The sequence below is a fragment of the Shewanella sp. AS16 genome, from assembly GCF_021412365.1.
GTDB classification, from domain to species: domain Bacteria; phylum Pseudomonadota; class Gammaproteobacteria; order Enterobacterales; family Shewanellaceae; genus Shewanella; species Shewanella salipaludis.
In genome coordinates this window covers 36,003-57,409 of record NZ_JAKCLK010000010.1, presented here as the reverse complement: position 1 = coordinate 57,409, position 21,407 = coordinate 36,003, and the positions used below count along the sequence as shown (strand labels likewise).

21 protein-coding genes are annotated in these 21,407 nt (G+C 56.7%); 9 read left to right on the top strand and 12 right to left on the bottom strand.

Annotation, left to right across the window (positions count from 1 at the left end):
* Positions 1-24: 24 nt before the first annotated feature.
* The 4 genes from LZP73_RS16980 to LZP73_RS16965 all read left to right on the top strand — a co-directional run bounded on the left by LZP73_RS16980 (position 25) and on the right by LZP73_RS16965 (position 2,972).
* Positions 25-702 carry a response regulator transcription factor gene (locus tag LZP73_RS16980; RefSeq protein WP_234236141.1) on the top strand — a complete coding sequence of 226 codons (678 nt, stop codon included), beginning with the start codon at positions 25-27 and terminating at the stop codon, positions 700-702.
* 49 nt (positions 703-751) lie between these two features.
* A complete protein-coding gene (locus tag LZP73_RS16975; protein WP_234236175.1) occupies positions 752-2,011 on the top strand; it encodes a sensor histidine kinase in 1,260 nt (419 codons plus the stop codon).
* Positions 2,012-2,046: 35 nt separating this feature from the next.
* On the top strand, positions 2,047-2,721 hold the full coding sequence (locus tag LZP73_RS16970; protein WP_234236174.1) for a TIGR01621 family pseudouridine synthase: 675 nt from the start codon (positions 2,047-2,049) through the stop codon (positions 2,719-2,721).
* A gap of 83 nt (positions 2,722-2,804) precedes the next feature.
* Positions 2,805-2,972 carry a YqaE/Pmp3 family membrane protein gene (locus LZP73_RS16965; RefSeq protein ID WP_169564918.1) on the top strand — a complete coding sequence of 56 codons (168 nt, stop codon included), beginning with the start codon at positions 2,805-2,807 and terminating at the stop codon, positions 2,970-2,972.
* Between the two features lie 66 nt (positions 2,973-3,038).
* Here the strand turns inward: LZP73_RS16965 and LZP73_RS16960 are convergent, their stop codons facing one another.
* On the bottom strand, positions 3,039-5,192 hold the full coding sequence (locus tag LZP73_RS16960) for a TonB-dependent receptor (RefSeq protein WP_442800753.1): 2,154 nt from the start codon (positions 5,190-5,192) through the stop codon (positions 3,039-3,041).
* 185 nt (positions 5,193-5,377) lie between these two features.
* Here LZP73_RS16960 and LZP73_RS16955 point away from each other — a divergent pair, with 185 nt between their 5' ends.
* Positions 5,378-5,551, top strand: coding sequence for a DUF2986 domain-containing protein (locus tag LZP73_RS16955; protein WP_442800752.1), 174 nt, complete (start codon positions 5,378-5,380; stop codon positions 5,549-5,551).
* 65 nt (positions 5,552-5,616) lie between these two features.
* On the opposite strand, the gene LZP73_RS16950 is transcribed toward LZP73_RS16955, so the two are convergent.
* A complete protein-coding gene (locus LZP73_RS16950; protein ID WP_234236140.1) occupies positions 5,617-6,678 on the bottom strand; it encodes an MBL fold metallo-hydrolase in 1,062 nt (353 codons plus the stop codon).
* A 149-nt stretch (positions 6,679-6,827) separates the two neighbouring features.
* Here LZP73_RS16950 and LZP73_RS16945 point away from each other — a divergent pair, with 149 nt between their 5' ends.
* Positions 6,828-7,439, top strand: coding sequence for a TetR/AcrR family transcriptional regulator (locus tag LZP73_RS16945; RefSeq protein ID WP_234236139.1), 612 nt, complete (start codon positions 6,828-6,830; stop codon positions 7,437-7,439).
* 2 nt (positions 7,440-7,441) lie between these two features.
* Here the strand turns inward: LZP73_RS16945 and LZP73_RS16940 are convergent, their stop codons facing one another.
* The 6 genes from LZP73_RS16940 to LZP73_RS16915 form a co-directional block, all read right to left on the bottom strand.
* Positions 7,442-7,699, bottom strand: a complete 258-nt coding sequence (locus tag LZP73_RS16940; RefSeq protein ID WP_234236138.1) for a putative hemolysin — start codon at positions 7,697-7,699, stop codon at positions 7,442-7,444.
* A 46-nt stretch (positions 7,700-7,745) separates the two neighbouring features.
* Positions 7,746-8,408, bottom strand: a complete 663-nt coding sequence (locus LZP73_RS16935) for a Bax inhibitor-1 family protein (RefSeq protein WP_234236137.1) — start codon at positions 8,406-8,408, stop codon at positions 7,746-7,748.
* Positions 8,409-8,485: 77 nt separating this feature from the next.
* A complete protein-coding gene (gene moeB, locus LZP73_RS16930) occupies positions 8,486-9,322 on the bottom strand; it encodes a molybdopterin-synthase adenylyltransferase MoeB (protein ID WP_234236136.1) in 837 nt (278 codons plus the stop codon).
* Positions 9,323-9,335: 13 nt separating this feature from the next.
* Complete coding sequence (gene moeA / locus LZP73_RS16925; protein WP_234236135.1) at positions 9,336-10,589, bottom strand: molybdopterin molybdotransferase MoeA; 1,254 nt, start codon at positions 10,587-10,589, stop codon at positions 9,336-9,338.
* 159 nt (positions 10,590-10,748) lie between these two features.
* Positions 10,749-11,834, bottom strand: coding sequence for an efflux RND transporter periplasmic adaptor subunit (locus LZP73_RS16920; RefSeq protein WP_234236134.1), 1,086 nt, complete (start codon positions 11,832-11,834; stop codon positions 10,749-10,751).
* Positions 11,831-14,920, bottom strand: coding sequence for an efflux RND transporter permease subunit (locus LZP73_RS16915; RefSeq protein WP_234236133.1), 3,090 nt, complete (start codon positions 14,918-14,920; stop codon positions 11,831-11,833). The genes LZP73_RS16920 and LZP73_RS16915 overlap by 4 nt, the downstream gene beginning before the upstream one ends.
* A gap of 267 nt (positions 14,921-15,187) precedes the next feature.
* On the opposite strand from LZP73_RS16915, the gene ftnA reads away from it, so the two are divergent.
* The 3 genes from ftnA (at position 15,188) to LZP73_RS16900 (ending at position 17,065) form a co-directional block, all read left to right on the top strand.
* The gene (gene ftnA, locus LZP73_RS16910; protein WP_234236132.1) at positions 15,188-15,718 is read left to right on the top strand and encodes a non-heme ferritin; all 531 of its coding nucleotides are present in this window, start codon (positions 15,188-15,190) and stop codon (positions 15,716-15,718) included.
* A 241-nt stretch (positions 15,719-15,959) separates the two neighbouring features.
* Positions 15,960-16,532 carry a hypothetical protein gene (locus tag LZP73_RS16905; RefSeq protein ID WP_234236131.1) on the top strand — a complete coding sequence of 191 codons (573 nt, stop codon included), beginning with the start codon at positions 15,960-15,962 and terminating at the stop codon, positions 16,530-16,532.
* A 5-nt stretch (positions 16,533-16,537) separates the two neighbouring features.
* Entirely contained in the window at positions 16,538-17,065 is a 528-nt protein-coding gene (locus LZP73_RS16900) for a hypothetical protein (RefSeq protein WP_234236130.1), read from the top strand.
* A gap of 645 nt (positions 17,066-17,710) precedes the next feature.
* On the opposite strand, the gene LZP73_RS16895 is transcribed toward LZP73_RS16900, so the two are convergent.
* The 4 genes from LZP73_RS16895 to ribB all read right to left on the bottom strand — a co-directional run bounded on the left by LZP73_RS16895 (position 17,711) and on the right by ribB (position 21,312).
* On the bottom strand, positions 17,711-18,142 hold the full coding sequence (locus tag LZP73_RS16895; RefSeq protein WP_234236129.1) for a VOC family protein: 432 nt from the start codon (positions 18,140-18,142) through the stop codon (positions 17,711-17,713).
* Positions 18,143-18,181: 39 nt separating this feature from the next.
* Positions 18,182-18,634 carry a helix-turn-helix domain-containing protein gene (locus tag LZP73_RS16890; protein ID WP_234236128.1) on the bottom strand — a complete coding sequence of 151 codons (453 nt, stop codon included), beginning with the start codon at positions 18,632-18,634 and terminating at the stop codon, positions 18,182-18,184.
* A gap of 333 nt (positions 18,635-18,967) precedes the next feature.
* Positions 18,968-19,435 carry a helix-turn-helix domain-containing protein gene (locus tag LZP73_RS16885; RefSeq protein ID WP_234236127.1) on the bottom strand — a complete coding sequence of 156 codons (468 nt, stop codon included), beginning with the start codon at positions 19,433-19,435 and terminating at the stop codon, positions 18,968-18,970.
* A gap of 1,163 nt (positions 19,436-20,598) precedes the next feature.
* A complete protein-coding gene (gene ribB, locus LZP73_RS16880; RefSeq protein ID WP_234236126.1) occupies positions 20,599-21,312 on the bottom strand; it encodes a 3,4-dihydroxy-2-butanone-4-phosphate synthase in 714 nt (237 codons plus the stop codon).
* Between the last annotated feature and the right edge of the window lie 95 nt (positions 21,313-21,407).

Below are 21,407 nucleotides of genomic sequence, written 5' to 3'. Positions count from 1 at the left end.
GCGCGAAGGGAGAGAATCGAGCACATGAAAGTACTCTTGGTTGAAGACGACAAGACCACGATCGACTATATAGTCAAAGGTTTCCTCGAGCAGGGCCATAGCATAGACACAGCCAGTGACGGCCATCAGGGCTTGCTGTTGGCGACCGGCGGCCGCTATGAACTTGTGATTCTGGATCGCATGTTGCCCCAGCTCGATGGCCTCAAGCTGCTGGCGGCATTGCGCGCCACCGGCGATCTGACCCCTGTGCTGATCTTGTCGGCCCTCGGCCATGTGGATGAGCGGGTCAAGGGGCTGCGTGCCGGTGGCGATGACTATATGACCAAGCCCTTCGCCTTCTCCGAATTGCTGGTCAGAGCCGAGAAGCTGATGCAGCGCGGCCAGTCGCAGCCGCAGCAGACGGATTTGGCTGTCGGCCTGTTGCAGATGGAGCTGCTGACCCGCAGGGTGACCCTGGAGGGGCAGGAGCTGCTGCTGCAACCCAAAGAATTCCAGTTACTCAAGTATCTGATGGAACATCCCAATCAGGTCATCAGCCGCACCCTCCTGTTCGAGGCAGTGTGGGATTATCATTTCGATCCCAGAACCAATGTGATCGATGTGCATATCGCCAAGCTCAGACGCAAGTTCGAAGAGCTGGGTCATGGTGAGTTGATCGAAACCGTCAGGGGAGCGGGTTATCGCCTACGTCAAAGGCATTAAGCCTTACCAGAGCAGCGCCTGGCGCATTACCATCATCTTTTCTACCTTGGTGACCCTGATCATAGGCGCACTGCTGTTTTCCCTCTATCGTCAGTTGGTGATAGAGCAGCAGTACCAGGTAGCGCAACACCTGGCATCGGAAAAACTCCGTTATCAGCAATTGGCGCTGACGGTAAGCCGGCGCAATTTCGCGGCCCAGATCCGGGCCGCAGATCCCAAGACGGCACTCATCGCCTGGCGCAACAGCGTCGACATGGTCGGTGCCCTGAGCCTGATCCCCGACAACATGCCCCTGCTGCCCCAGACCCGGGACTTCCCGATATTGACGGGGGGCCCGGACAAGCTGCATATACTCACGGGCGGCATAGTCTTGACCCGCTACGGCCCGGTGCTCATCGCCACCCGTACCGACCATCTGGCGACGCTGATAGACAAGTTCATCAATGCGGCGGCGACCGCTGTGATGCTGACCATATTGCTGACCCTGGCACTGGGATACTTGTTCTCCAAGGCCATTCTGCGGCGCTTGGTGCATTACCGGCGCCTGAGCGAGCAGATAGCCAAGGGGCATTATGATACCCGCTTGCCCGAGAGTTGGCGCCAGGACGAGTTCGACATGGTGGCATGCCAGTTCAATCAGGTGCTGGATACCCTGGAGACCAATCTCACCGCGGTGCGCGGCGTCACGGACAACATAGCCCACGACTTGCGCACGCCGTTGTCGCACCTGCGCATCGGCCTGGAACAGTTGCCGCAGAAGAGTGCCGCCGAACGCGCCGACGCCAGCGCGGCACTGATCGAGGAGCTGGATCAATGCCTGGCGACCTTCGATGCCATGTTGTCGCTGACCCGGATAGAGGAGGGCCAGCAGGCGCTGGAGCTGCAGCCCTTGAGCCTGCGCGGCCTGTGTGAAGATCTGGCGGAAATGGCCGAGGCCGTGGCCGAACTCAAGCAGCAGACCCTGGCCCTGAGCACGGGCAAGGATTTTGAGGTGCAGGGCGACAAACATCTGCTGTTTCAGGCCCTGTATAATCTGGTCGACAACGCCATCAAGTACTCGGGCGAAGGCGCCAGGATAGAGATAATCCAGGAGGGGCGCAGGGTCGAGATCCGCGACAATGGCCCAGGGATCCCGGACGATGCCAGGGAAAAGGTATTCGAGCGTCTGGTGCGACTCGATCCCAGCCGGCATCAGCAGGGCACGGGTCTGGGGTTGTCTATGGTGAAAGCCATTCTGGCGCGGCATAATACCCGAATCCTCTTGTCGGATAATCATCCAGGGCTAGTGATCAGCCTGACCTTCCAGTAGCCAGCTCAGATTAGGCAGTTTCTATGCATAGCCCCATGTACCAAATAGTCGCCGACGAAGCCGATTTCGTGGTGATCGACAAGGCCCCCAGGGTGCACTTCCACAGCCAGGACGGCAGTGCCGGCGTGGCCGCCCAATTGGCGGCGGATCTCGGCTATCCCTTGTTTTCCGTGCATAGACTCGACACCCCCACCTCGGGATTACTGCTGTTCGCCAAGTCGAGCGAGACGGCGAGCCGTTTCACCGAGCTGTTCAGCGCCCACCGGGTGCAGAAATATTACCTGGCGCTGGCCAAGGGGAAGCCCAAGAAGAAGCAGGGCTGGGTGATAGGCGACATGGCCAAGTCGCGGCGCAGCATGTATAAGCTGCTGCGCAGCACAGACAACCCGGCGGTGACCCAGTTTTTTTCCCAGTCTGTGGCCGAGGGATTGAGGCTGTATCTGCTCAAACCCCACAGCGGCAAGACCCATCAGCTGCGGGTGGCATTGGCTAGCCTGGGGGTGCCCATACTGGGAGATGCACTCTATGGCGGCGAACCGGCCGACCGCTGCTATCTGCACGCCTATTGCCTGATGTTCAGCTTGGATGGCCGCGAATATCAATACCTGGCGCCGCCGACGGCGGGGGACGGCTTTCGACTCGCCGCGGTCGCCGAGCAGTTGCACCTCTGGCATAGGCCGGCCGAATTGGCGTGGCCGGACAGGCGCTGAACCTTAAAAGAGTTGCATCCGACTGCGCTTACTGCGAAGTTATTGTCTGACAAAGGCAAAATTGCATAACGGAGCATAAAATAATGGATACCAACAAGTTACTGCTGATTATTATTGCAATACTCTTACCCCCTGTCGGGGTGTTTTTAAAGGCCGGTGCGGGCAAAGATCTGGTGATCAACATCATACTCTGTCTGCTGTTTGTCATCCCTGGGGTATTGCACGCCCTGTGGGTCGTGACCCGGGATTAGCCTGCATCCAGGCGATAAAAAAGCGCAACCCAGGTTGCGCTTTGTGTTTCCGGCTCTGCTTGCGGGCTAGAAAGCCAGGCTGAAGCCCAGGTTGAGGGTGCGCCCCATGCCCTTGAAGTAGCGGGCATTGGTGCCGACGGTCTGGGCATGGTAGGTATAGAAATCCTCGTTCAGCAGGTTCTGTATGCCTAGGCTCAGGCTGCCGCCCAGCAGTGGCAGGGCTAGTGAGGCGTCGATACTCGTGTAGCCGTCGAAGTTGGCATACTCGCTGCCATCCGCCTTGTTGAAGTCCCGGTCGAGGAAGACGTTGGCCTGAATGCGGCTCGACATCTGGTTGTCGAAATTGTGGGTCCAGAAGAGGTTGATGCGGTTCGGACTTATGTTGGCCCCGTCGAGATCTGTGTCGAGCCTGCCATCGTCGTTCGAGTCGTAGCGGCCCTGCATCAGTGCCAGGTTCATGCCCAAGTCGTCCTTATCCGTCAGATACGCCGTCAGGCTGGCCTCTATGCCTACCACCAGGCTCTTTTCCCGTTTCACATTGTAGAAACCGTCGGCATTCAATGCCAGACGTGCACCGTAATCCGCCGCCGAGTGGTAATAGGCCAGCTTGGCACTGAAGTATTCGCCCTGATAAGCCGCGCCCAGTTCCAGGTTGTCCGTGACTATCGGGCTCAGCGCCACTGAGTCTGCTATGCCGGGCGCAGTACCGGGGAAACTCTTGCCGTCACGCAATACCCTGCCTATGTCCGGCATGCCGAAGCCCTGGCTGTAGCTGCTGTAGAGCCTCAGGCTCGGGCTGAGGTTGTAGGAGGCGCCGAGGTTGAAGAGCGTCTCGTTGAAGTCGGTGGCGCCGCCTGCTATCTGCTTGTCGCCGTAACCCCAAAGCGTCTTGTAATCGTCCACCTTCAGCCTGGCATGCTCATAGCGTACCCCGGCCGACAGGGTCAGCTCGGCTAGCGGCTCCAGGTCCAGTTGGGCATAGGGGGCGATATTGTCATAGCGGCTTTGGGGCACCCAGGACAGACCTGTGACCACAAGATCTTGCTCCGTGGTGTCACGGAACAGATCCACCCCGTAGGCCAGATCCAGCGGCAAGCCGGCGACAGTCTTGGCAACCAGGGTGGTCTTCAGCCCCCACTTGTTGGACTTGTTGCGCGACTGCTCGTAGAACAGGTTCTCGCCTTGTTTGCCGCTGCCGCACAGGGTCACCCGGTCGCTGCCTTCGAAGGCGGGATCGTAGAAGCTGTCGAAACAGCCACCGCCATAGACGGCTTGGAAGTTCTGGTTGAACAACTGCAGATGCAGCTGCTGGCCGGCGATGTTTGTATGGCTGTAGCTCAGGCTGCTGGTGGTCACCTCGTTGTTGGCGGCCTCCCAGGGTTGCCGCTGCTCTATGGCGCCGGTGGGAATGTCCTGGGCCCTGTCGCCGTTGACGCCGCTCCAGTCACCGTTGTTGTCCATGTCATAGTGGTTCACCATCAGCTCGAGGCGTGAGCGGGCGAAGTCGTGGCCCAGCTTGATGAAGAAATCCTTGCTCTGGCTATCCATGGACTCGCCCTGAGTGGTATCTACCCCTATCACCCTGTCCTTGGCGTCGTAATAGATGCCGTTGTTGCGATAGCCGAGCGAGCCTATGACATCGACCAGCTCTGTCTTTCCGGAGAATCCATAGCTGGCGCCGAAGCTGGTCCCCCTGGAGTTGGCTTTATTGGGGACAGTGACATCCAGGCTGACCTGCTGCTCGCCGTCGGCGCCTGGCTTCCTGGTGATGTAGTTGATGATGCCGCCCTGGGCGCCCATGCCATGCATGGCGTTGGCACCATGGATGATCTCTATGCGCTCTATCATGGCGGGATCCAGGGTCTGGCCCGAGCGGCCGCCGCTGCGCAGCGGGTTGGTCTGAGGCACGCCGTCGATCATGATAAGCGGCGTACGGCCCCGCAGGGTTTCGCCCGAATTGCTCATCTTCTGCCGGCTGGGGGAGAAGCTGGGAGCCAGATTGCCTATGATGGCGGAAAGATCCCTGCCGGTGCGGAACTGCTGCTGCAGCGCCTCCTGATCTATTATGGTCACGGTATTGGGGATGGCACTGACAGGCTTGTCCATGCGACTGGCGGTGACAGTAATTTTTTCCATTTCCTGTGGCTGACTCGCGGCCAAGGCGGGTGGCGCCAGCGCGGCAACGACGGCCAATGCGGTGAATGACATGGTTAACTTCATACAAGATCCCTTGAAGCGCCGGCAATTTACCTCTGTCTCCATCCCGTGCAGGCCATCCATAGGCGGTAAATTTCGGTGCGAATGATAATGATTTTTATTAGCGAGCGGATTGTATGTAGATGCGCAAATAAAGTCCAGCCTTAAGTCCGACTGGAGTTATAATTGCGCCGCCTAAGGTAGGCCGAATGGGACTAAGCATGAACCGCAAGAAGAAGATCAACGACACCCTCAAGAGCAAGGCGAAGAAGGCCAATGCCAAGCTGCATAGCAGCAACAAGCCAAAATACATCTCCAAGGCCGAGCGGGCCAGGCTGGAACTGGACGCCGGGATTGAGGCTCCTATACCTGACCCAGAATAAGACTCAGAACAAAAGTCAGAGCCAGAGCAGAGGGTTATGCCGTCCGGCTCTGGCGGTTGGCCGCATCAGGCCCGGGCCGGAATGCTCACAGGTTCTGGCGCGAACGCCGGCAGCTGACGCTGCCACCAGCCGTGATCCAGCGCTTGGCTCTGTTCCAGCTTGTCCAGCGCTATGGCTTGACCGAATTCCGGGGTCAGCAAGGGCACATCATAGGCATTGGCGGCGGCTTGCAGCCGTTGCAGGGGCTCATACCAGCTATGCAGCGCCAGCGCGAAGCTGCTGTTGTGGATAGGCATGAGATAACGTCCCCTCAAGTCCAGGTGTGCCCGCAGGGATTGCTCCGGCAGCATGTGGATGTCGGCCCATAGCTCGTCATAGGCGCCGGTTTCTATCAGGGTTAGATCGAAGGGTCCCAGCCTGTCGCCTATGCGTTTGAAGCCGTCGAAGTAACCCGAGTCGCCACTGAAGAACAGCTTCAGCGGCGCGGCCTCTATCACCCAGGAGGCCCACAGGGTCTGATTGCCGTCTCTGAGGCCTCGGCCGGAAAAATGTTGCGCCGGGGTGGCGGTAAACTTGACGCCCTGCTGTGTGGTGTCTTGCCACCAGTCGAGGGCGATGATCTTGTCTGCCGCTACGCCCCAGGCGCGCAAATGCCTGTCCACCCCGAGCGGCACTATGAATACCCCGGTGCGCGCATCCAGCGCCTGTATGCTGTGTTTGTCCAGGTGATCGTAATGATCGTGGGAGAGAATGATCCCGGCCAGCGGCGGTATGTCGGCCAGTTCAAGCGGCAGCGAATGAAAGCGCTTGGGGCCGACCCATTGGCTGGGGGAGGCGCGCTCGGCAAACACGGGATCCGTCAGCCAGTAATGCCCCCGGAGTTGCAGCAGGAGGGTGGAATGGCTGATCTTATACAAGGCAGGCTCTGTGCTCGGCTGCCGCGGCAGTCGCAGCCGGCGCACCGGGATCTGCTTACCGGGAGTCTTGTCCACAACCCGGGTCGTGAGATAACGCCAGAGGATCTGCAGCAGCTTGCCGGCGCCACTGTCGACCCGCTCGGCTTCGTTGCGAAAGCCGCTACCCTTGACGTGGGTCCTGTGTGCCTGTGTGCCATGAGATGTCAGCATGATGATACCCTCAATATCCGGATGATAGCCCAGCCTGGATGCTGTCTGTTATCATAAAAGTAAACTACACAGTGTAGTTTACTTGCTGGCGTGTAAAAGTAAACTCCTTAGTGTAAAATATCTCCAGGACAGGCAACCCGGGACATCCCATGATAGACAAGCAAGACGGGCAGACACATTCACAGCGTAAACATGCCGCCATACTGAAGGCCTCGAGGGAGGAGTTTTTGCTCAACGGCTTCGCCGGTGCCAGCATGGACAGGATCGCCGAGCGTGCCTGTGTGTCCAAGCGCACCGTCTACAATCATTTTCCCAGTAAAGATGCCTTGTTCGAGAGCAGTACCCTGGAGCTATGGTCGCGGATCAAGGAGGCGACGACCCTCAAGTTCGATCCCGCACTCAGTCTGGAAAGCCAGTTGAGCCGGATAGCCCACAACAGCTGGGAGCTGTATCGTCAGCGCGAGTTTCTCGAATTGGCGCGGGTGGTGATGGCCGAGTTTATCCGCACCCCGCAGCAGGCGGCGGAGGCGATGGCAAAAATGGCGCAACTGGAGGGCGGACTGGAACCCTGGCTAAAGGACGCGGTCAACAACAGGGCATTGAAGATAGAAGATATAGAGCTGGCGACGACCCAGTTCTGGGGCCTGATGAAAGCCTTCTCCTTCTGGCCGAAGGTGTTTCATCTGGCCGAACATGATGAACGGCGGCAGGAGATAATAGCCGCCAATGTGGAGATGTTTCTCGCCAGATATCGGGCTTAGCGCTAGCTGAGCTTATGATCCCTGCGATAGAGTTGCCACTCCTCGATTTTCTCACCATCGGGTAGGGTACAGATGCCCGTCTCGCCATTGGCCTGAGTCGCCAGGTCCAGAATGCCCCCCAACGCCAGGCAATACTCGGCCGCCGGATTGGCGCGCTTAAGCCCGGGTTTGGTCTCTTCCTGGCTGTCGCAGCCGCCGAGTGTCGCCAGCAAGAGTAACAAGATAGGCGGCACAGCCGCCGCATAAGATTTATCCGGCATTCGCTTTCCTCGGGTTGGCATGCCCTTAATGAGTATCGGCCAAAGGTTATTTTCTGCCAAGAATGCGCAGGATACGCAGGAAGAGGTTGATGATGTCCATGTAGAGGGCGGCGGCGCTGTCTACGGCATTGTCCAGCGTCTTGGGGATCTGGTTGGCGCGGCCCCAGTCATAGCCTATGTAGCCGCAGAAGATGAATACCACTATCCAGTCCAGGATGTCGTGATGCATCTTGAACACATAGATCTCGACTACTTCTATGACTATCACCAGCAGCAGGGCTATCGTCAGGGCGCCGACAATTTTCTGGAAGAAGGCCGGGAACAGACTCCCGAGACACAGCATGCCGACCGTGACCAGGCCGGTGAGCCTGATGGCCTCCACCACCAGGGCGGGATCATAGCGGCTGACCACCAGGTTGATGATGAAGCCGAAGGGCACCACCACCAGGTTATACCCCAGGAAGCTGACGGCGGGTTTATCCGAGCTGCGAAACAGATAGATGCCGAGGAAACAGCAGGCGAAATACCCCAGGAAGAAGACCCAGGGATTCACCCCGGCTATGGCCTCAGGGGCTATGTTGGTCAGCATCCAATAGTTGACCCCAAAGCCCCAGGCCAGTGTCAGGCCTATGATCAGGTTATAGAGGCCGGCACCTATCAGGGGATCTGTGGTGCTGCGACGGTCGAAAACACTTTCTTCGTTATGCATTGGCGTTCCTTCTTTTAGTCTATCCAATTCATCCTGGCTGGCTGGCTGGCTGGCTTTGCTGCCGGCGCCAGGCGTGTCTATGGTTTCGTTGCGTGCCCTTTGTCTTCAGTCCCTCGCACCGGCCGGTCTCTTTTGGCGTACGCTTTGCCACATACCCGGCAGTCGGGCCGCTTGGGCAGCTGCAGCTCGCGAAACTCCATGGTCATGGCATCCAAGAGCAAGACGCGTCCCGTCAGTGGCCTGCCCATATGGGTCAGCAGCTTGATGGCTTCGACCGCCTGCAGGCAGCCTATCATGCCGACCACAGGTGCCAATACCCCGGCCTCGACGCAGCTCAGCTGTTGTTCACCGAACAGGCTGGCGAAACAGTGGTAACAAGGGCTGGCGACTGCTTGCCCCAGCTGGCGGAAGTCGAACACAGTCACCAGGCCTTCCATGCGGATGGCTGCGGCCGACACCAGCGGCAGTTGCCGCCGCAAACAGCTGAGGTTGAGCTGCTCCCGCACCGCCATATTGTCGCTGCAATCGAGCACAAGCTCATGCCCGGCGACCAAGGCATCGAGTTGCGCCTGCTCCAGCCGGGCGTTGATTGTTTCCAGTTGGAGATGGGGGGCGAGCTTGCTCAGGCTGTCCCTGGCCGAGTCGACCTTGGGCCTGCCTATATCCTGGTCGCCATGCAGCACCTGGCGTTGCAGGTTGGAGGCCTCGACTGTGTCGAAATCCACCAGGGTCAAGTGACCCACCCCGGCCACCGCCAGGTATTGTGCGGCGGCGCAGCCCAGGCCGCCGACCCCGAGGATCAGCACCCTGGCCTGCTTCAGCTTCTCCTGGCCGTCGATATCCATGCCCTTGAGGGAGATTTGCCTGCTGTACCTGATGAGTTCGGCATCGCTGAGGATCTCTTGCCCTGTCATGACTCTGTTTCTCTCAACATAGCACAGAGTTGAAAGGTTCGACCCTGACCCTGGCACCTATGGGGGTATCCCCTTGTTCCTGCGCTAAAATGATGAAGCAATTGGCCAGGCTCATGGAGGTCAACATGCCGGAGCCCTGGGCGCCAGTGACTGTGACTTCGAGTTCACCCGTCGCATTGCGGCTCAGGATACCGCGCTGGTATTCGACCCGTCCTGCTTGCTTGCGGATCTGGCTTTTCAGGGTGGCATCCAGCAGCAGTGGCTGGGTCTGGGGCAGGCCCTGCATCTTGTTGAGCAGGGGCCAGACCAGCTTGTAGAAGGTGACCATGGAGGACACAGGGTTGCCCGGCAAGCCGCAGAAGATGGCGTCGCCTATCTGCCCCATGGCGAAGGGCTTGCCCGGCTTGATGGCGAGTTTCCAGAAGCTGATCTGGCCTTCTTCTTCCAGTATTTGTTTGGTGTAATCGGCGGCGCCGACCGAGACTCCGCCCGACGTCAGCACCATGTCGGCCTGGGCCGCGGCGCTGCGAAAGGCCTGGCGCAGCGCCTCGGGTTCGTCGGCGACCACGCCCAGATCCAGCCAGTCGACATCGGCGCGGCTCAACAGCCCCTGGATGGCATAGCGGTTCGAATCGTAGATCTGCCCCGCAGCCAGGGGGCTGCCCAGTGGCCGCAGCTCATCGCCGGTGGAGAAGAAGGCCACAGTGAGGCGGCGATAGACGCGCACCCGGGCCACGCCTATGGTGGCCAGCACCCCCATCTCGGCGGCGTTGATTCTGGTGCCTGCACTGAGCACCTGGGTGCCGGCGGCCACTTCCTCGCCGCGGCGGCGCACATTGGCGCCCCTGGCATGGGGGGCCTCTATCCGGATCCGCTCGCCCTCGACCCGGGTCAGTTCCTGCATCTGCACAGTATCCAGCTCGGGTGGCAGAGGTGCGCCCGTCATGATGCGGATACAGGCGCCTCGGGGGCAAGTGCCGGCATAGGGATGGCCGGCGAAGGCGCTGCCGACCAGGGTGAGGCTGGCCTCTTGTTGCCCTTGGCTGTGGACTAAGTCGTCGAAGCGAAAGGCATAACCGTCCATGGAGGCGTTGTCGAAGGACGGCAGGTCTATTGTGGCGGCCTGATCTTCCGCCAACACCCGTCCCAGGGCCTGGGCCAGCGGCAAGACCTGGGTCTCGGTGAGCGGTTGGACTCTTTCGAGCAGCAGCGGCAGCGCCTGGTCCGGGTGCATCAGGCTGGGTTGAGCGCAGGGATCTGTTGGCATCTGGCTTCCTTGATGGTGGCCGGCGCCCGGGTCATCCCATGGGCGCCGGCGCGATAAATGACTTGAGTCCATTATGCCAGTCTCGTCGAAGAAGACTATGTTCCATAGGCTATTTTTTAGTAACCATGGCCAATGGCCAATGGCCGACACGCTGCGCCGCTAGCCGGCCGAGGACGCTGCCACGGCCGGGGCTTGCAGTTGCACCTGCTGGCCATCCTGCAACGTCTCGGCGCCGCGGACTACCACGCTGTCGGCCTCTGTCAGTGCGCCCTGGACCGCAATCCAGTCACCGGCGCCGTTGCCCAGGGTCACAGGCACCTTCAACGCCTTGGCGTCCTCGTCTATCTTGAACACGAAGGCGCCGCTGGATCTCAATACTATGGCGTCTCTTGGCACCAGGGTGGTGAGTTGCTTGGGGGCGATCGGCAGTGCCAGCGACACCAGCTCGCCGACACTGAAGCCATCCTGGATCTCCAGCGGCAAGTCTATCCTGGCTTCGAAGGTCTGGGAGCGGACATCCGAGACGGGGATCAGGCTGCGGATGCGGGCCTCGAATTCTCCCTTGCTATGATAGATCTGCAGGCTGTCGCCGACCTTGACCCTGCGGCTGTGTTTCAGCGGGGCATGCAGGCGGATTTCCAGCTGCTCGGGATCTGTCATCGCCAGTACGGCTTCGGCGCGGCCTATGTCTTCACCCGCCTGATGCTGCCTGGCCGTGACTATGCCGCCGAAGGGCGCCTTGATCCGGGTGCGACCCAAATCATCTTCTATTATCTTGAGTTGGATCTGCGCCAACTTGAGGTTAGCCGCCGCCATGTCCCTGTCGGTCTCGGCCTTGTCCAGCTCAGTCTGCGAGGCATTCTTGCTGGCGAGCAGCTGCTGCAGGCGGCGGTAATCACGCTCCAGTCGCACCAGGGTAATGCTTTCCCGTTCGATCAGTGCCTCTTGCTCCGCCTGTTGCAACCTCAGACGGCTTTGATCCAGTCGGGCGACCGTCTCGCCGGCCTGCACCCTGGTGCCGGCCTCGGCAACCCATTCGAGGCGGCCATCGACCCCGGCCGTCAGCTCGGCGCTGTTACGCGAGTGGACCGAGCCTATGACCATGATCTTGGGTGACAGGGGGCGATTCTCGACCCGAACCACGCTGACCAGGCGCGGCGCTTCGGCGGCCAGCGCCGGGACGTCGGCACCGAGCAGCAACAGGGAGGCCAGCAGGCCGCGCAGGGGAAAGGAACTGGGGCTCATGGGGTAACTCCTTGGACTAAATCGAGAGACTGTGGCCCGGGCCTGTGGGTCAGGCGCAGCAGGCTCGGCATCAGGACTAAGGTAAAGAGGGCGCTGAAGCTCATGCCGCCCACTATGACGGCGGCCAGGCCGCGATAAATTTCACTGCCGACGCCGGGCACCAGCATGAGCGGCAACATGCCGAAGATGCTGGTCAGTGTGCTCATGTAGACGGGGCGGGCGCGGGTCGCTACCGCCTGATAGATGGCCTGTTCCAAATCCAGGCCTTCGCGGCTGCCTTGGCGGGTTTGGTCTACCAGGAGTATGGCGTTGTTGACCACCAGGCCGAGCAAAATGATGAAGCCTATCATGGTCAGCAGATCCAGGCTCTGGAAGCTGAATAGATTCAGCAGCCGCAGGCTGATGACCCCGCCACTGAGTGCCAGTGGCATGGACAACAGAACCAGCAGGCTGTCTTTGGCCGACTTGAACATGGCGGCCATCAAGAGGAAGAGGATGAGCACGGCCAGCAGGAAGTTGGTGCCCATGTCTGTGATTGTCTGATCCAACTTGTCGGCGCTGCCGCGGAACTTGACGGCGCTGTTTGGCGGCAGGGTCGCCTGCAGATCCTTCAGGGTCTGGCCGCGGAGTATCTCCATGGCCTCATCCAGCGACATATCGTCGGGCGGGAACACCAGCAGGCTGACGCTGCGTTTACCGTTCACCCGCTGCAGCTGAGTCGGGCCTACGGTGCGCTTGAAGCCGGCGAGTTCGCCCAGGGTCTGAATGCCGGCGGAGGCGGTGTAAACCGGGGTGGCGGCCAGCTGCTCGGGCACTGTCCACTTGGGGCCCTTGAGCAGCACGTCCATGCGCTCGTTGCCATCGAAGTATTCGCCGACGAACAGCCCTGAGGTATAGGCGCGCATGGCGTTGGCTATCTGGCTGCGATCGACTCCTGCCTGTGCCAGGCGGCGTTCGTTGGGGACCAGCTGCAGCTCGGGCTGGGCCATGGACAGTCCGGGGATGGGCCGGACCACGGCGCCGGGCAGGGCGTTTTTGATCAGCTCCATGCCGCCGGCGGCCGAGACCATCAGCGCCTCCATGTCCGAGCCCTGCAGATCGATATTGATGGCGCGGCCGCCGTTGAAGCCAAACTGCAGCAGCGAGCCTCTGTTGGTGAAGGCCTGGGTATCGGGCAGGCCTATGAGGATCTCATCGTTCAGCAGCTTGATCATGGCATCGGCCTGGGTGGGATCCTCAGGGTAGATGAAGAGCACGTTGAAGGCCGCATACATGGAGAAGTTGTAGCCATGTATGTAGGGCTGCTTCTCCTTATCGTAATAGGGCTTGAGGCGGGCGATGATGGTATCCCCTATTTCCTTCTCCAGGGTCTTGACGCTGGCGCCGGGTGGCAGGGAAAAGAAGGCGAAGATGCCGTCGGACTTGGCCTGGGGCAAGAAGTCAGGCCTGGGCATGAGACAGGCAGCCAAGGCACCTGCGCCTATGACCAGGAGCGCACACCAGAAAGCGGCTAAGCTGCGGGTCGAGGTCAGGCGCTGGACCAGCAGGGTGAGCCGCTGCCACAGGCGTTCGTTTTCCGGTTTGAGCGGTAATTTGAGCCATAGCAGGCTGAATACTGGGATCAGTGTGATGGCGCTGAAGAAGGAAGAGACCACTGCGACCGACAGGGTCAGTGCCAGATCGGCGAACAGCTGACCTTCGACCCCTGGCATGAAGAGGATGGGCAGGAAGATGGCGACAGTGGTGGCGGTCGAAGCCAGCAGCGCGCCCCTGACCTGGGCCGTGCCTTCGAGTATCGCCAGGGTCTTGCCCTTGCCCTTGCCCTTGCCCTGTTGCAGCAGGCGCACTATGTTTTCCTGCACTATGATGGCCGCATCCAGCACCAGGCCGACGGCAAATGCCAGACCCGCGAGGGAGATCACATTCAGGGTGCGACCCATGGCATCCAGTGCCATGAAGGCGATCAACAGGGCCACGGGTATGGTGGAGGCGATCATCAGGGTCGCCCGCAGGTTTCGCAGGAAGGCGTAGAGTATGATCAGTGCCAGCAACACCCCGATCCCCAGGTTGCCCTTCACCAGCAATATGGCCCGCTTGATATGCACAGAGGCATCGAAGGAGAGATCCATCACGAGTCCAAGCTGCTTGAGACTGGTCTCGTTGAGTTCGGCAATCGCCGCATTGACGCCATCGAGCACGGCCACCGTATTGGCGTCGAAGGTGCCTTCTATCGTCATATAGTAGGCGGGATAGCCGTTGCGTTTGGTGAAGCCCTGTACCTCGGCGTTGCCTATCTCCACCTCGGCCAGCTCGTTCAAATAGACGGGCCGGCCATCGTTGTAGGTAACTATCAGGTTGCCGAGATTCTCCGGGGTATATTGGCCGACGAAGCGCACCGTATATTGGCGCCGGCCGACGTTGGCCGTGCCGCCCGATATATCGGCGGCGCGGGACAGGGTATTGCGCAGCTGATCCAGGCTGATCCCCAGGGCGGCGGCGCGATAGGGATCGAAGCGGATATGCAGCTCCTTGGGCAGGCGGCTCTGCAGCCGCACCGAACCTACCCCTGTTATCTGTCTCAGCCTGGGTTCGACCACATCGTCGATCAGTTTCTGGTATTGGCCGAAATCTGTTGCCGGATTATCGGGTGCCATGCGGATCAGTATGGAGGCCAGGTTCGGGGCGCCGTTGCCGCCGCCGACATTGATGAAGGGCTCGTTGGCGTCCAGTGGTCTCGGCGGGGTCTGATTGAGGGCGTTGATCACATTGATCATCGCCTCCTGCATATTGCTGCCGACTTCGAAGGTGAGGGTCACACCGCCGAAGCCCTGGGAAATGTTCGAGGTCATCTCTATCACCCCTGGCACCCGGCGCAGCACATTTTCCTGGGGTTCTATGATGTTGGACTCCATCTCCTGTGGCGCGGCACTGCGCCAGTTATTGAAGACGGAAATTTGTGGCCTCTGGATATCCGGCAACAGCTGTATGGGTAACTTGGCGATGGCGAGGATGCCGAAAACGGCGATCAACAGCAGGGTGACCAGAGTCCCGGCGGGGTTGCGTGTGCTTATGTTGGTCAAATCCATGGTAAAAGAGTCCGCTTATCCTGTTGAGCCGGTGTTAAGAATGTCGAATTCTAGTGCCTATTGGCGTCGGCTTCTGTCTCTTTTGGTTAGCAAATGTTACAGGAGGCCGGTGATGTGGCCGGCGCCCGGTATCCATGGGTTGCATGAATCCTAATGCGAATAATTTATATTTATCAATCAATTTGTTAGCTAAAGATTGTTGCTTTTACGGCCTGGGTTTATACAATAGTCCCCCTTTGAATGGGCCTAAGGCCGTGAGGATTTATTATGTTGGCACAAGCCATGATCGATAAGTTGAATGAGCAGATCAACATGGAGTTCTTCTCCTCCAATCTCTATCTGCAGATGAGTGCCTGGTGTGAGGATCAAGGCTTCGAGGGCGCTGCCAAGTTTATGCGCAAGCATGCCGACGAAGAAATGGGCCACATGCGTCGCCTGTTTACCTATGTCAGCGAGACGGGAGGCCTGCCCTTGATAGGGGCCATAGCAGCCCCCCAGGCGCAGTACGCTTCCCTGCTGGCACTGGTCGAGCATACCTATGAACATGAGCAACTGATCACCCGCAACATCAATGCCTTGGCCCATGCCGCCTTCAGCAACCAAGATTATTCGACCTTCAACTTCCTGCAATGGTATGTGGCCGAGCAACATGAAGAAGAGAAGTTGTTCAAGTCGATAGTCGACAAGATCCGCTTGGTGGGTGAGGATGGCAAGGCGCTGTTCTTCATAGACAAAGACCTGGCTCAGCTGGCCAACGAGAGCGGCGAAAGCATAATGAATGCCCAGGGCAGCCTCTAGCCGTCCTGAGCAGGATGCAGCAATAAAAAAGCAGCCGAGGCTGCTTTTTTATTTTTTGGGAACAGCCAATACCTGTGGGGATGTGGCAGGGAAAGTCATGGGCCTTCGGCTCCTCAGCTTTTATAGAGCGTCGAACCCATGGGATGCTCACTCCGCCGCCGAACGCAACATTGATAGTCATTATTATTTGCTATAGCATCGGGGTCTTACGCAACGCTGGTTTAAACAAGGAAGATTGAACATGGCAACAAAAAGCGGAAAATATTGGGTTACCTGGGCTAACACCAACGCCAAAAACAGCACCAATATTGATGACCTCGATACCACTTTTAAAACAAACGTAAAGGCATTTAAAAAGGCACTCGAAGATGCTGGCGCGAAAATCGTTATTTCAACCACAAAGCGCAGCAAGAAACGGGCGTACCTGTTCCATTGGTCATGGAAGATATCCCAGGGGAAATGCAAACCCACCGACGCGCCTAAAATGGCGGGTGTAGATATAGAGTGGGATCATGGTGATATTGCAAAAAGCAAAGCTGGCGCCTTAGAAATGGTGAATGGATTTGGCCTTGCCGTGCCGCCTAAAAGCATCAATGCACCATCCTTAACCAGCAACCACATTGATGGCAAGGCAATTGACATGACCATAACCTGGGCTGGAAAGATAAAGGTCAAGAAGAAAGACGGGACTGAGACTGAAGTGACTTACTTCCCTAACGCAAATAACAACCTGGTTCTGCATGCGGTAGGCGATTCTTACAGTGTTAAAAAGCTGAAAACCGACGCTCCTCACTGGTCGCATAACGGAAGGTAATGGATATGCAAATTAAATCATTGATCTTTATGTCATTATTTGTATGCATTGCCAGCTGCAGTACTCAAAACGTCAATGCACTCCCCATAGAGAGTGCTGTTGGCTGGCTGCATGGAAACTGTTTGGCGATTCAAAATGACGCTTTGAAAAGTAACGATCTATTGAATATCGTTTTACTGGAAAATGAACCGGCAAAGGTCGCGGCCAGGATATCGGGAAAAGCGCAAGACGGAACATCTTGCTACGCGCTTATGGAAGATCGTCGGGACATTAATCAAAGCGCCGGCTACACCTTTTACACAGTGAAGGCTGATACAAATATAAATCTGGCCATAGGCATAGTTGCCGCTGCAAAAAACAAGAAGCTTGTGGCCGCGCTAAACAATAACCTGGCAGGATTTACCTATTGTTCAAGCAGCGAGGGCGTCCACTACAGCATGTGGAGCAAGTCACCGTACACCAGTGAAAAACTCTGGAGTGCATATTATTATCTGGGCTACGAAAGCGAAGCCGATTGTCCAGCACTCCAGTAGTTAGCAAAGGGTCAAGTTCAGGGTCTATGTCGATCACTTGTTATCTTGTTTCTGAGCGAACGCAAAAGCCGAAGGAATACACCAGAGAGGGCACTGTTGCGCCTGATATAAGAGCAGTGCAAAAGGTCGCTCTATGACATCCTTGTCATCGCGACATTAGTGCATCCCTGCACGGCACCCACGGTAGGTGATGGGTTGCAAATCCACTTTGCAGCAACACCAGGCTTGTGAGTCACACTTTCTCTGCCGAGAGTTCTATCATTGATGAGCGGCCTTACGGCCGAGACAGTCGTGGGCTTTCTGCCCCCTTGGTTTAAATCCAGAGCCGACCAAGAGGGGATCGACAGCAATCCCCTCTTGCCTCTCGCTCATAAGCTTGAAATCGAAGATTTCATTTGCCCATGCACCTGCGGCAGCACCCATAGGGTTAGCTACTGGCACTGCCTTGTCGCTTGGCCAGGTACGGCTGTGCGAACAGGTATAGACCGGTAAGCAGCATTAAAAACAGTGGCGGGAGTGGCGAGTATGTTATCCACGGAGAGGGCTCGGCAGCATCTACGGCTCTGGCTGTAAAGTTGGCGATCACTGTCATTGTAAACAGGATAGATAGCCAACGGTGGCTTTGGCGGATCCACTGGTTCCAGTTCATATCGAGCTCCTTGATTGCGGCTTGGCTGCAGTTTCTATCATCTTCCATCCGTTGCCGGATGGATCCCGAAAGCCGGCATCCACCCTGCCATAGCGTTCCACGGGTTCCTGGGTAAATTCCACGCCACTCTCTCTCATGCGTGCGTACGCAGCGCGGCAGTCATCCACCGCGAGAACCAGAGGTGGCATGGCACCTTTGGCGACCATTTCATTCAGCGTCTGTGCTGTTGCCGCATCATGCACAGGTGGGCCGGGTTTAAACAAACCCAGCTGAAAAGCCGGCTGCTCTGGATGCTGAACCGTCAGCCAACGATAGTCGCCATTGCGAACATCCGTATGAAGGATAAACCCCAATTTCCCGACGTAGAATGCGAGTGCTTCATCCTGATCCCGCACATACAATCCTGCCGTGTTTACACCTCTAGTCATAGCACCTCTAGTCATAACACCTCCTCCCTTAGATTGGACTCATAGCTTGCCAGCAGACTTAAGTCGGCGCTTCTCCAAAACTGCTATATTGAGGTTCGGGCGATCGACGGCGCGCATGACGCATTCGGGCATGTCTTGGCGTGCGTCTGAAATCGAACTTGCACGCGCTCGAAACTCTCCTGGACTCTCACAGGTAATGTCATTGAAAATGCGCCCAAAGGTGCCGACACTGTTCCAGCCGGTTCGAAAGGCAATTTCGGTAATGGGCAGGTCTGTGTCCCTGAGTAATGCAGTGGCTCGCTCTATGCGGCGTGTGAGCAGGTAACGGTGTGGAGGCAAGCCGAAGGCTTTTTTGAACTCTCGTGAAAAGTGCGCCACTGAAACCGCGCTCACCTGGGCCAGGCGCTCGACCGTCCAATCCTCGTGGGGGGCGCCATCCATGCGATCTTTCGAGCGCAACAATCTTCGCAATAACTCAGGACTTTGACTCATCTCATGCCTAACATTTCAATAGTGCGAATGCGCATCTGTGCATAGCTCCAATGAACACCAAGTTATCACAAGTTACTGTTGTGTAAAGCATTGAATTCGAGCATAGAGCCTTACGGCTAAACACATGCGAGCGCAGACCCTCGTCATGCCAAGGCTCTGCGCAACTTAGAAGGAAACTGGTGTTTTCTGTGGCTATGGCTGCCGCAAATGGGCTTGTTGTCTTATTTTTTGAGCAGGGTTTTGGATGTTTTGTCTTTTCGTCCTAGAAAATGTTGTGGTGTGCAAGGAATATACAAATATATTGACTGAACACCACAGTCACTCGCTATATGTTTATAGCTTCCTACCTAAGCGTTTTTCAATTTGTCTTTTTTCCCAATCAGGACCCAAAAGGTTAAATGTTTCAAACACACACAAGCCATGAATAAGAATGCCAGTCCCCCAGCCCATCGCGGGTAAATGCACCCAGAATTCAGCTGGTGAGTCGAATAAATTAATAATGAGAAAGATAAATAAAACGCCGACGTAAATAGTTAAGTGAGTGTAAAAGCCTTTAATGCCTTGTACGTGCTCAATTGCCTTTTGCTCTGTTAAGTCTACTCTTGATTCAGTGTCCATAGTAATCCCTTCTTGCAATTGGTTAAGTTCAATTTCAAAAACAGCAGCTAAGGAATTCAATGTCTCTAAGCTAGGTGGTTTGCCTCTCTCTACACGCTGAATCGTGCGAGTGTTAAGCCCAGTCAATTGAGCTAAGTGTTCTTGAGACCATCCTCTTTGCAATCTTAGTTTTCTAATGAGCATTAACTTCCTCTGTTCTAGCTATTTAATTCACGGGAAATAATAACCAATAAAAATGAAATCACCACGACAAATACACGGCACGAGCACGACACTCAGCCCAGAAACACATAATACTTGGTCCAGGTGCGCCTTAGGCTGATCTATCTTGTTAGCTGCCTATTACACCCAAAGTATCAATTACTGTTAGCATGACAATAAAACCAATTACAAAAATTAATGTTGTTATACGTAGTTTTTAGTAATATCTTTTGCTCTGAATTTTTAACATATTTCATCTGTGACTTACCAAATGAATCAAAATAAAACATTACATTAAATCGATGATTGAATTCACGATAAGAACCATACTGTCGTTTAAATACTCTTAAAGTTTTACCACCTCGAAGCGCCCATATTTTTCGCTTTATTCTTTGATCAAAGAGTAAAGCGATTAAAGTAAAAATTAACCAAGTAGGAAAAACTAATGCTGGTGTAACCAAAAAGTCCATATTTGAGCAAAACTCCGTAAGGCTGCTAACAGCTGTATAGTGCGCATGCACGACAAATTGATGAACATGCTCAAGTCTGTAACCTATCATCTATTAATAGCATATGGAAAGACAGGACAGGCAAAACAATTTTGAAACCCGAATGCTTCACTAAACACTGAGGTCACAGAAATACACCCTCCCCATCGAAGCGGCCGAAAGGCGTTGGAGCAGATGAGCGTGAGCGAGGCAAGGATGCCGAGCTAGCCTCAGGTGAGCCAGGGACGGCGAATATGAGGTGCTAGCTCAGATGCCCATAAGCCAGAGGAGTTGTCCGCTTCGTCGGGGCGTCATGGTGGATGCAAGGAGGATAGGACGAGCAGTCCTCCTTGCTCGGGTGTGGGCTGAAAGCCCACGATCTTAATCCAAACGCAGTTTGGAACAAGCAAGATGCTAGAGTCTAAGGAGGCCGGATTCAATAAAATCCAGGATAGGCATAACACCGAAGTTATTCGATTAAGTGTTAGTTGCTGCCACAGATGAGAATGTGAAAATCGGGTTGATTAAGGCCAATAAGCAGGTTTTCGGGGGTGGGGGACTGTAGCGATTGATATGCTTTAGTCAAGTGAGCTGACAAAAAATCCCCCGGGATTAGCGGGGGATTTTTTGTCATGGCGGCGTTACTGCGGCGGCTCGCTAGCCGACCTTGGCCAGCAGTGACTCTTGCTCAAGAGGCTTTGCGCTAAGGGCTTCTTGCTCAAGGGCTTCGCGGTAGACCACTATGTCTTCTATGGTCAGCACAGGCATATTGTGCTGGGCGCCGAAGGCGATGATCTCCGGCAGGCGGGCCATGGTGCCGTCCGGGTTGGTGACTTCACACAGCACGCCGGCGGGTTTGAGGCCGGCCAGTCGCATCATGTCTATGGTGCCTTCGGTATGGCCGCGACGGCTGAGTACGCCGCCTGGCTGGGCCCGCAGCGGATACACATGGCCGGGGCGCGCCAGACTGTTAGGGGTGGCATCGTCGGCAATCGCCGCCTTGATGGTGGTGACGCGATCCGCGGCAGATACGCCGGTGGTGACCCCGACCCTGGCCTCTATGCTGACGGTAAAGGCGGTGCCGTACTGGCTGGAGTTATCCTCGACCATGGGCGGCAGGTCCAGGGCTTTGATTCTTTCATCCGGCAGGCAGAGGCAGACTATGCCGCTGCATTCGCGGATGAGCATGGCCATCTGGGCGTTGGTGAGTGATTCGGCGGCGAAGATCAAATCGCCTTCGTTCTCCCTGTCTTCATCGTCGACGACTAGGATACCCTGGCCTTGGCGCAAGGCAGCTAAGCCAGCTTCGACTCTTTCTATGGCGGTGCCGAAGGCGGCGAGCAGTGAGGGGCTGTGTAAAGACTGATCCATGATTAATATCCTCTTTAATACGACATTGGAATTTCCAGGATCAGGGCGTGCAGGAATAGCGCAGCGACGGCCGGGCCGTGTTTGCGTATCATAAG

Coding starts and splice junctions, on each gene's coding strand:
- LZP73_RS16950 (WP_234236140.1), bottom strand. CDS start 6,678: ATGCTGACATCTCATGGCACACAGGCACACAGGACCCACGTCAAGGGT.
- LZP73_RS16915 (WP_234236133.1), bottom strand. CDS start 14,920: ATGGATTTGACCAACATAAGCACACGCAACCCCGCCGGGACTCTGGTC.
- LZP73_RS16895 (WP_234236129.1), bottom strand. CDS start 18,142: ATGACTAGAGGTGTAAACACGGCAGGATTGTATGTGCGGGATCAGGAT.
- LZP73_RS16955 (WP_442800752.1), top strand. CDS start 5,378: ATGGGACTAAGCATGAACCGCAAGAAGAAGATCAACGACACCCTCAAG.
- LZP73_RS16970 (WP_234236174.1), top strand. CDS start 2,047: ATGTACCAAATAGTCGCCGACGAAGCCGATTTCGTGGTGATCGACAAG.
- LZP73_RS16890 (WP_234236128.1), bottom strand. CDS start 18,634: ATGAGTCAAAGTCCTGAGTTATTGCGAAGATTGTTGCGCTCGAAAGAT.
- LZP73_RS16935 (WP_234236137.1), bottom strand. CDS start 8,408: ATGCATAACGAAGAAAGTGTTTTCGACCGTCGCAGCACCACAGATCCC.
- ftnA (WP_234236132.1), top strand. CDS start 15,188: ATGTTGGCACAAGCCATGATCGATAAGTTGAATGAGCAGATCAACATG.
- moeA (WP_234236135.1), bottom strand. CDS start 10,589: ATGCCAACAGATCCCTGCGCTCAACCCAGCCTGATGCACCCGGACCAG.
- LZP73_RS16900 (WP_234236130.1), top strand. CDS start 16,538: ATGCAAATTAAATCATTGATCTTTATGTCATTATTTGTATGCATTGCC.
- LZP73_RS16885 (WP_234236127.1), bottom strand. CDS start 19,435: ATGCTCATTAGAAAACTAAGATTGCAAAGAGGATGGTCTCAAGAACAC.
- ribB (WP_234236126.1), bottom strand. CDS start 21,312: ATGGATCAGTCTTTACACAGCCCCTCACTGCTCGCCGCCTTCGGCACC.
- LZP73_RS16945 (WP_234236139.1), top strand. CDS start 6,828: ATGATAGACAAGCAAGACGGGCAGACACATTCACAGCGTAAACATGCC.
- LZP73_RS16965 (WP_169564918.1), top strand. CDS start 2,805: ATGGATACCAACAAGTTACTGCTGATTATTATTGCAATACTCTTACCC.
- LZP73_RS16920 (WP_234236134.1), bottom strand. CDS start 11,834: ATGAGCCCCAGTTCCTTTCCCCTGCGCGGCCTGCTGGCCTCCCTGTTG.
- LZP73_RS16905 (WP_234236131.1), top strand. CDS start 15,960: ATGGCAACAAAAAGCGGAAAATATTGGGTTACCTGGGCTAACACCAAC.
- LZP73_RS16980 (WP_234236141.1), top strand. CDS start 25: ATGAAAGTACTCTTGGTTGAAGACGACAAGACCACGATCGACTATATA.
- LZP73_RS16940 (WP_234236138.1), bottom strand. CDS start 7,699: ATGCCGGATAAATCTTATGCGGCGGCTGTGCCGCCTATCTTGTTACTC.
- moeB (WP_234236136.1), bottom strand. CDS start 9,322: ATGACAGGGCAAGAGATCCTCAGCGATGCCGAACTCATCAGGTACAGC.
- LZP73_RS16960 (WP_442800753.1), bottom strand. CDS start 5,192: ATGAAGTTAACCATGTCATTCACCGCATTGGCCGTCGTTGCCGCGCTG.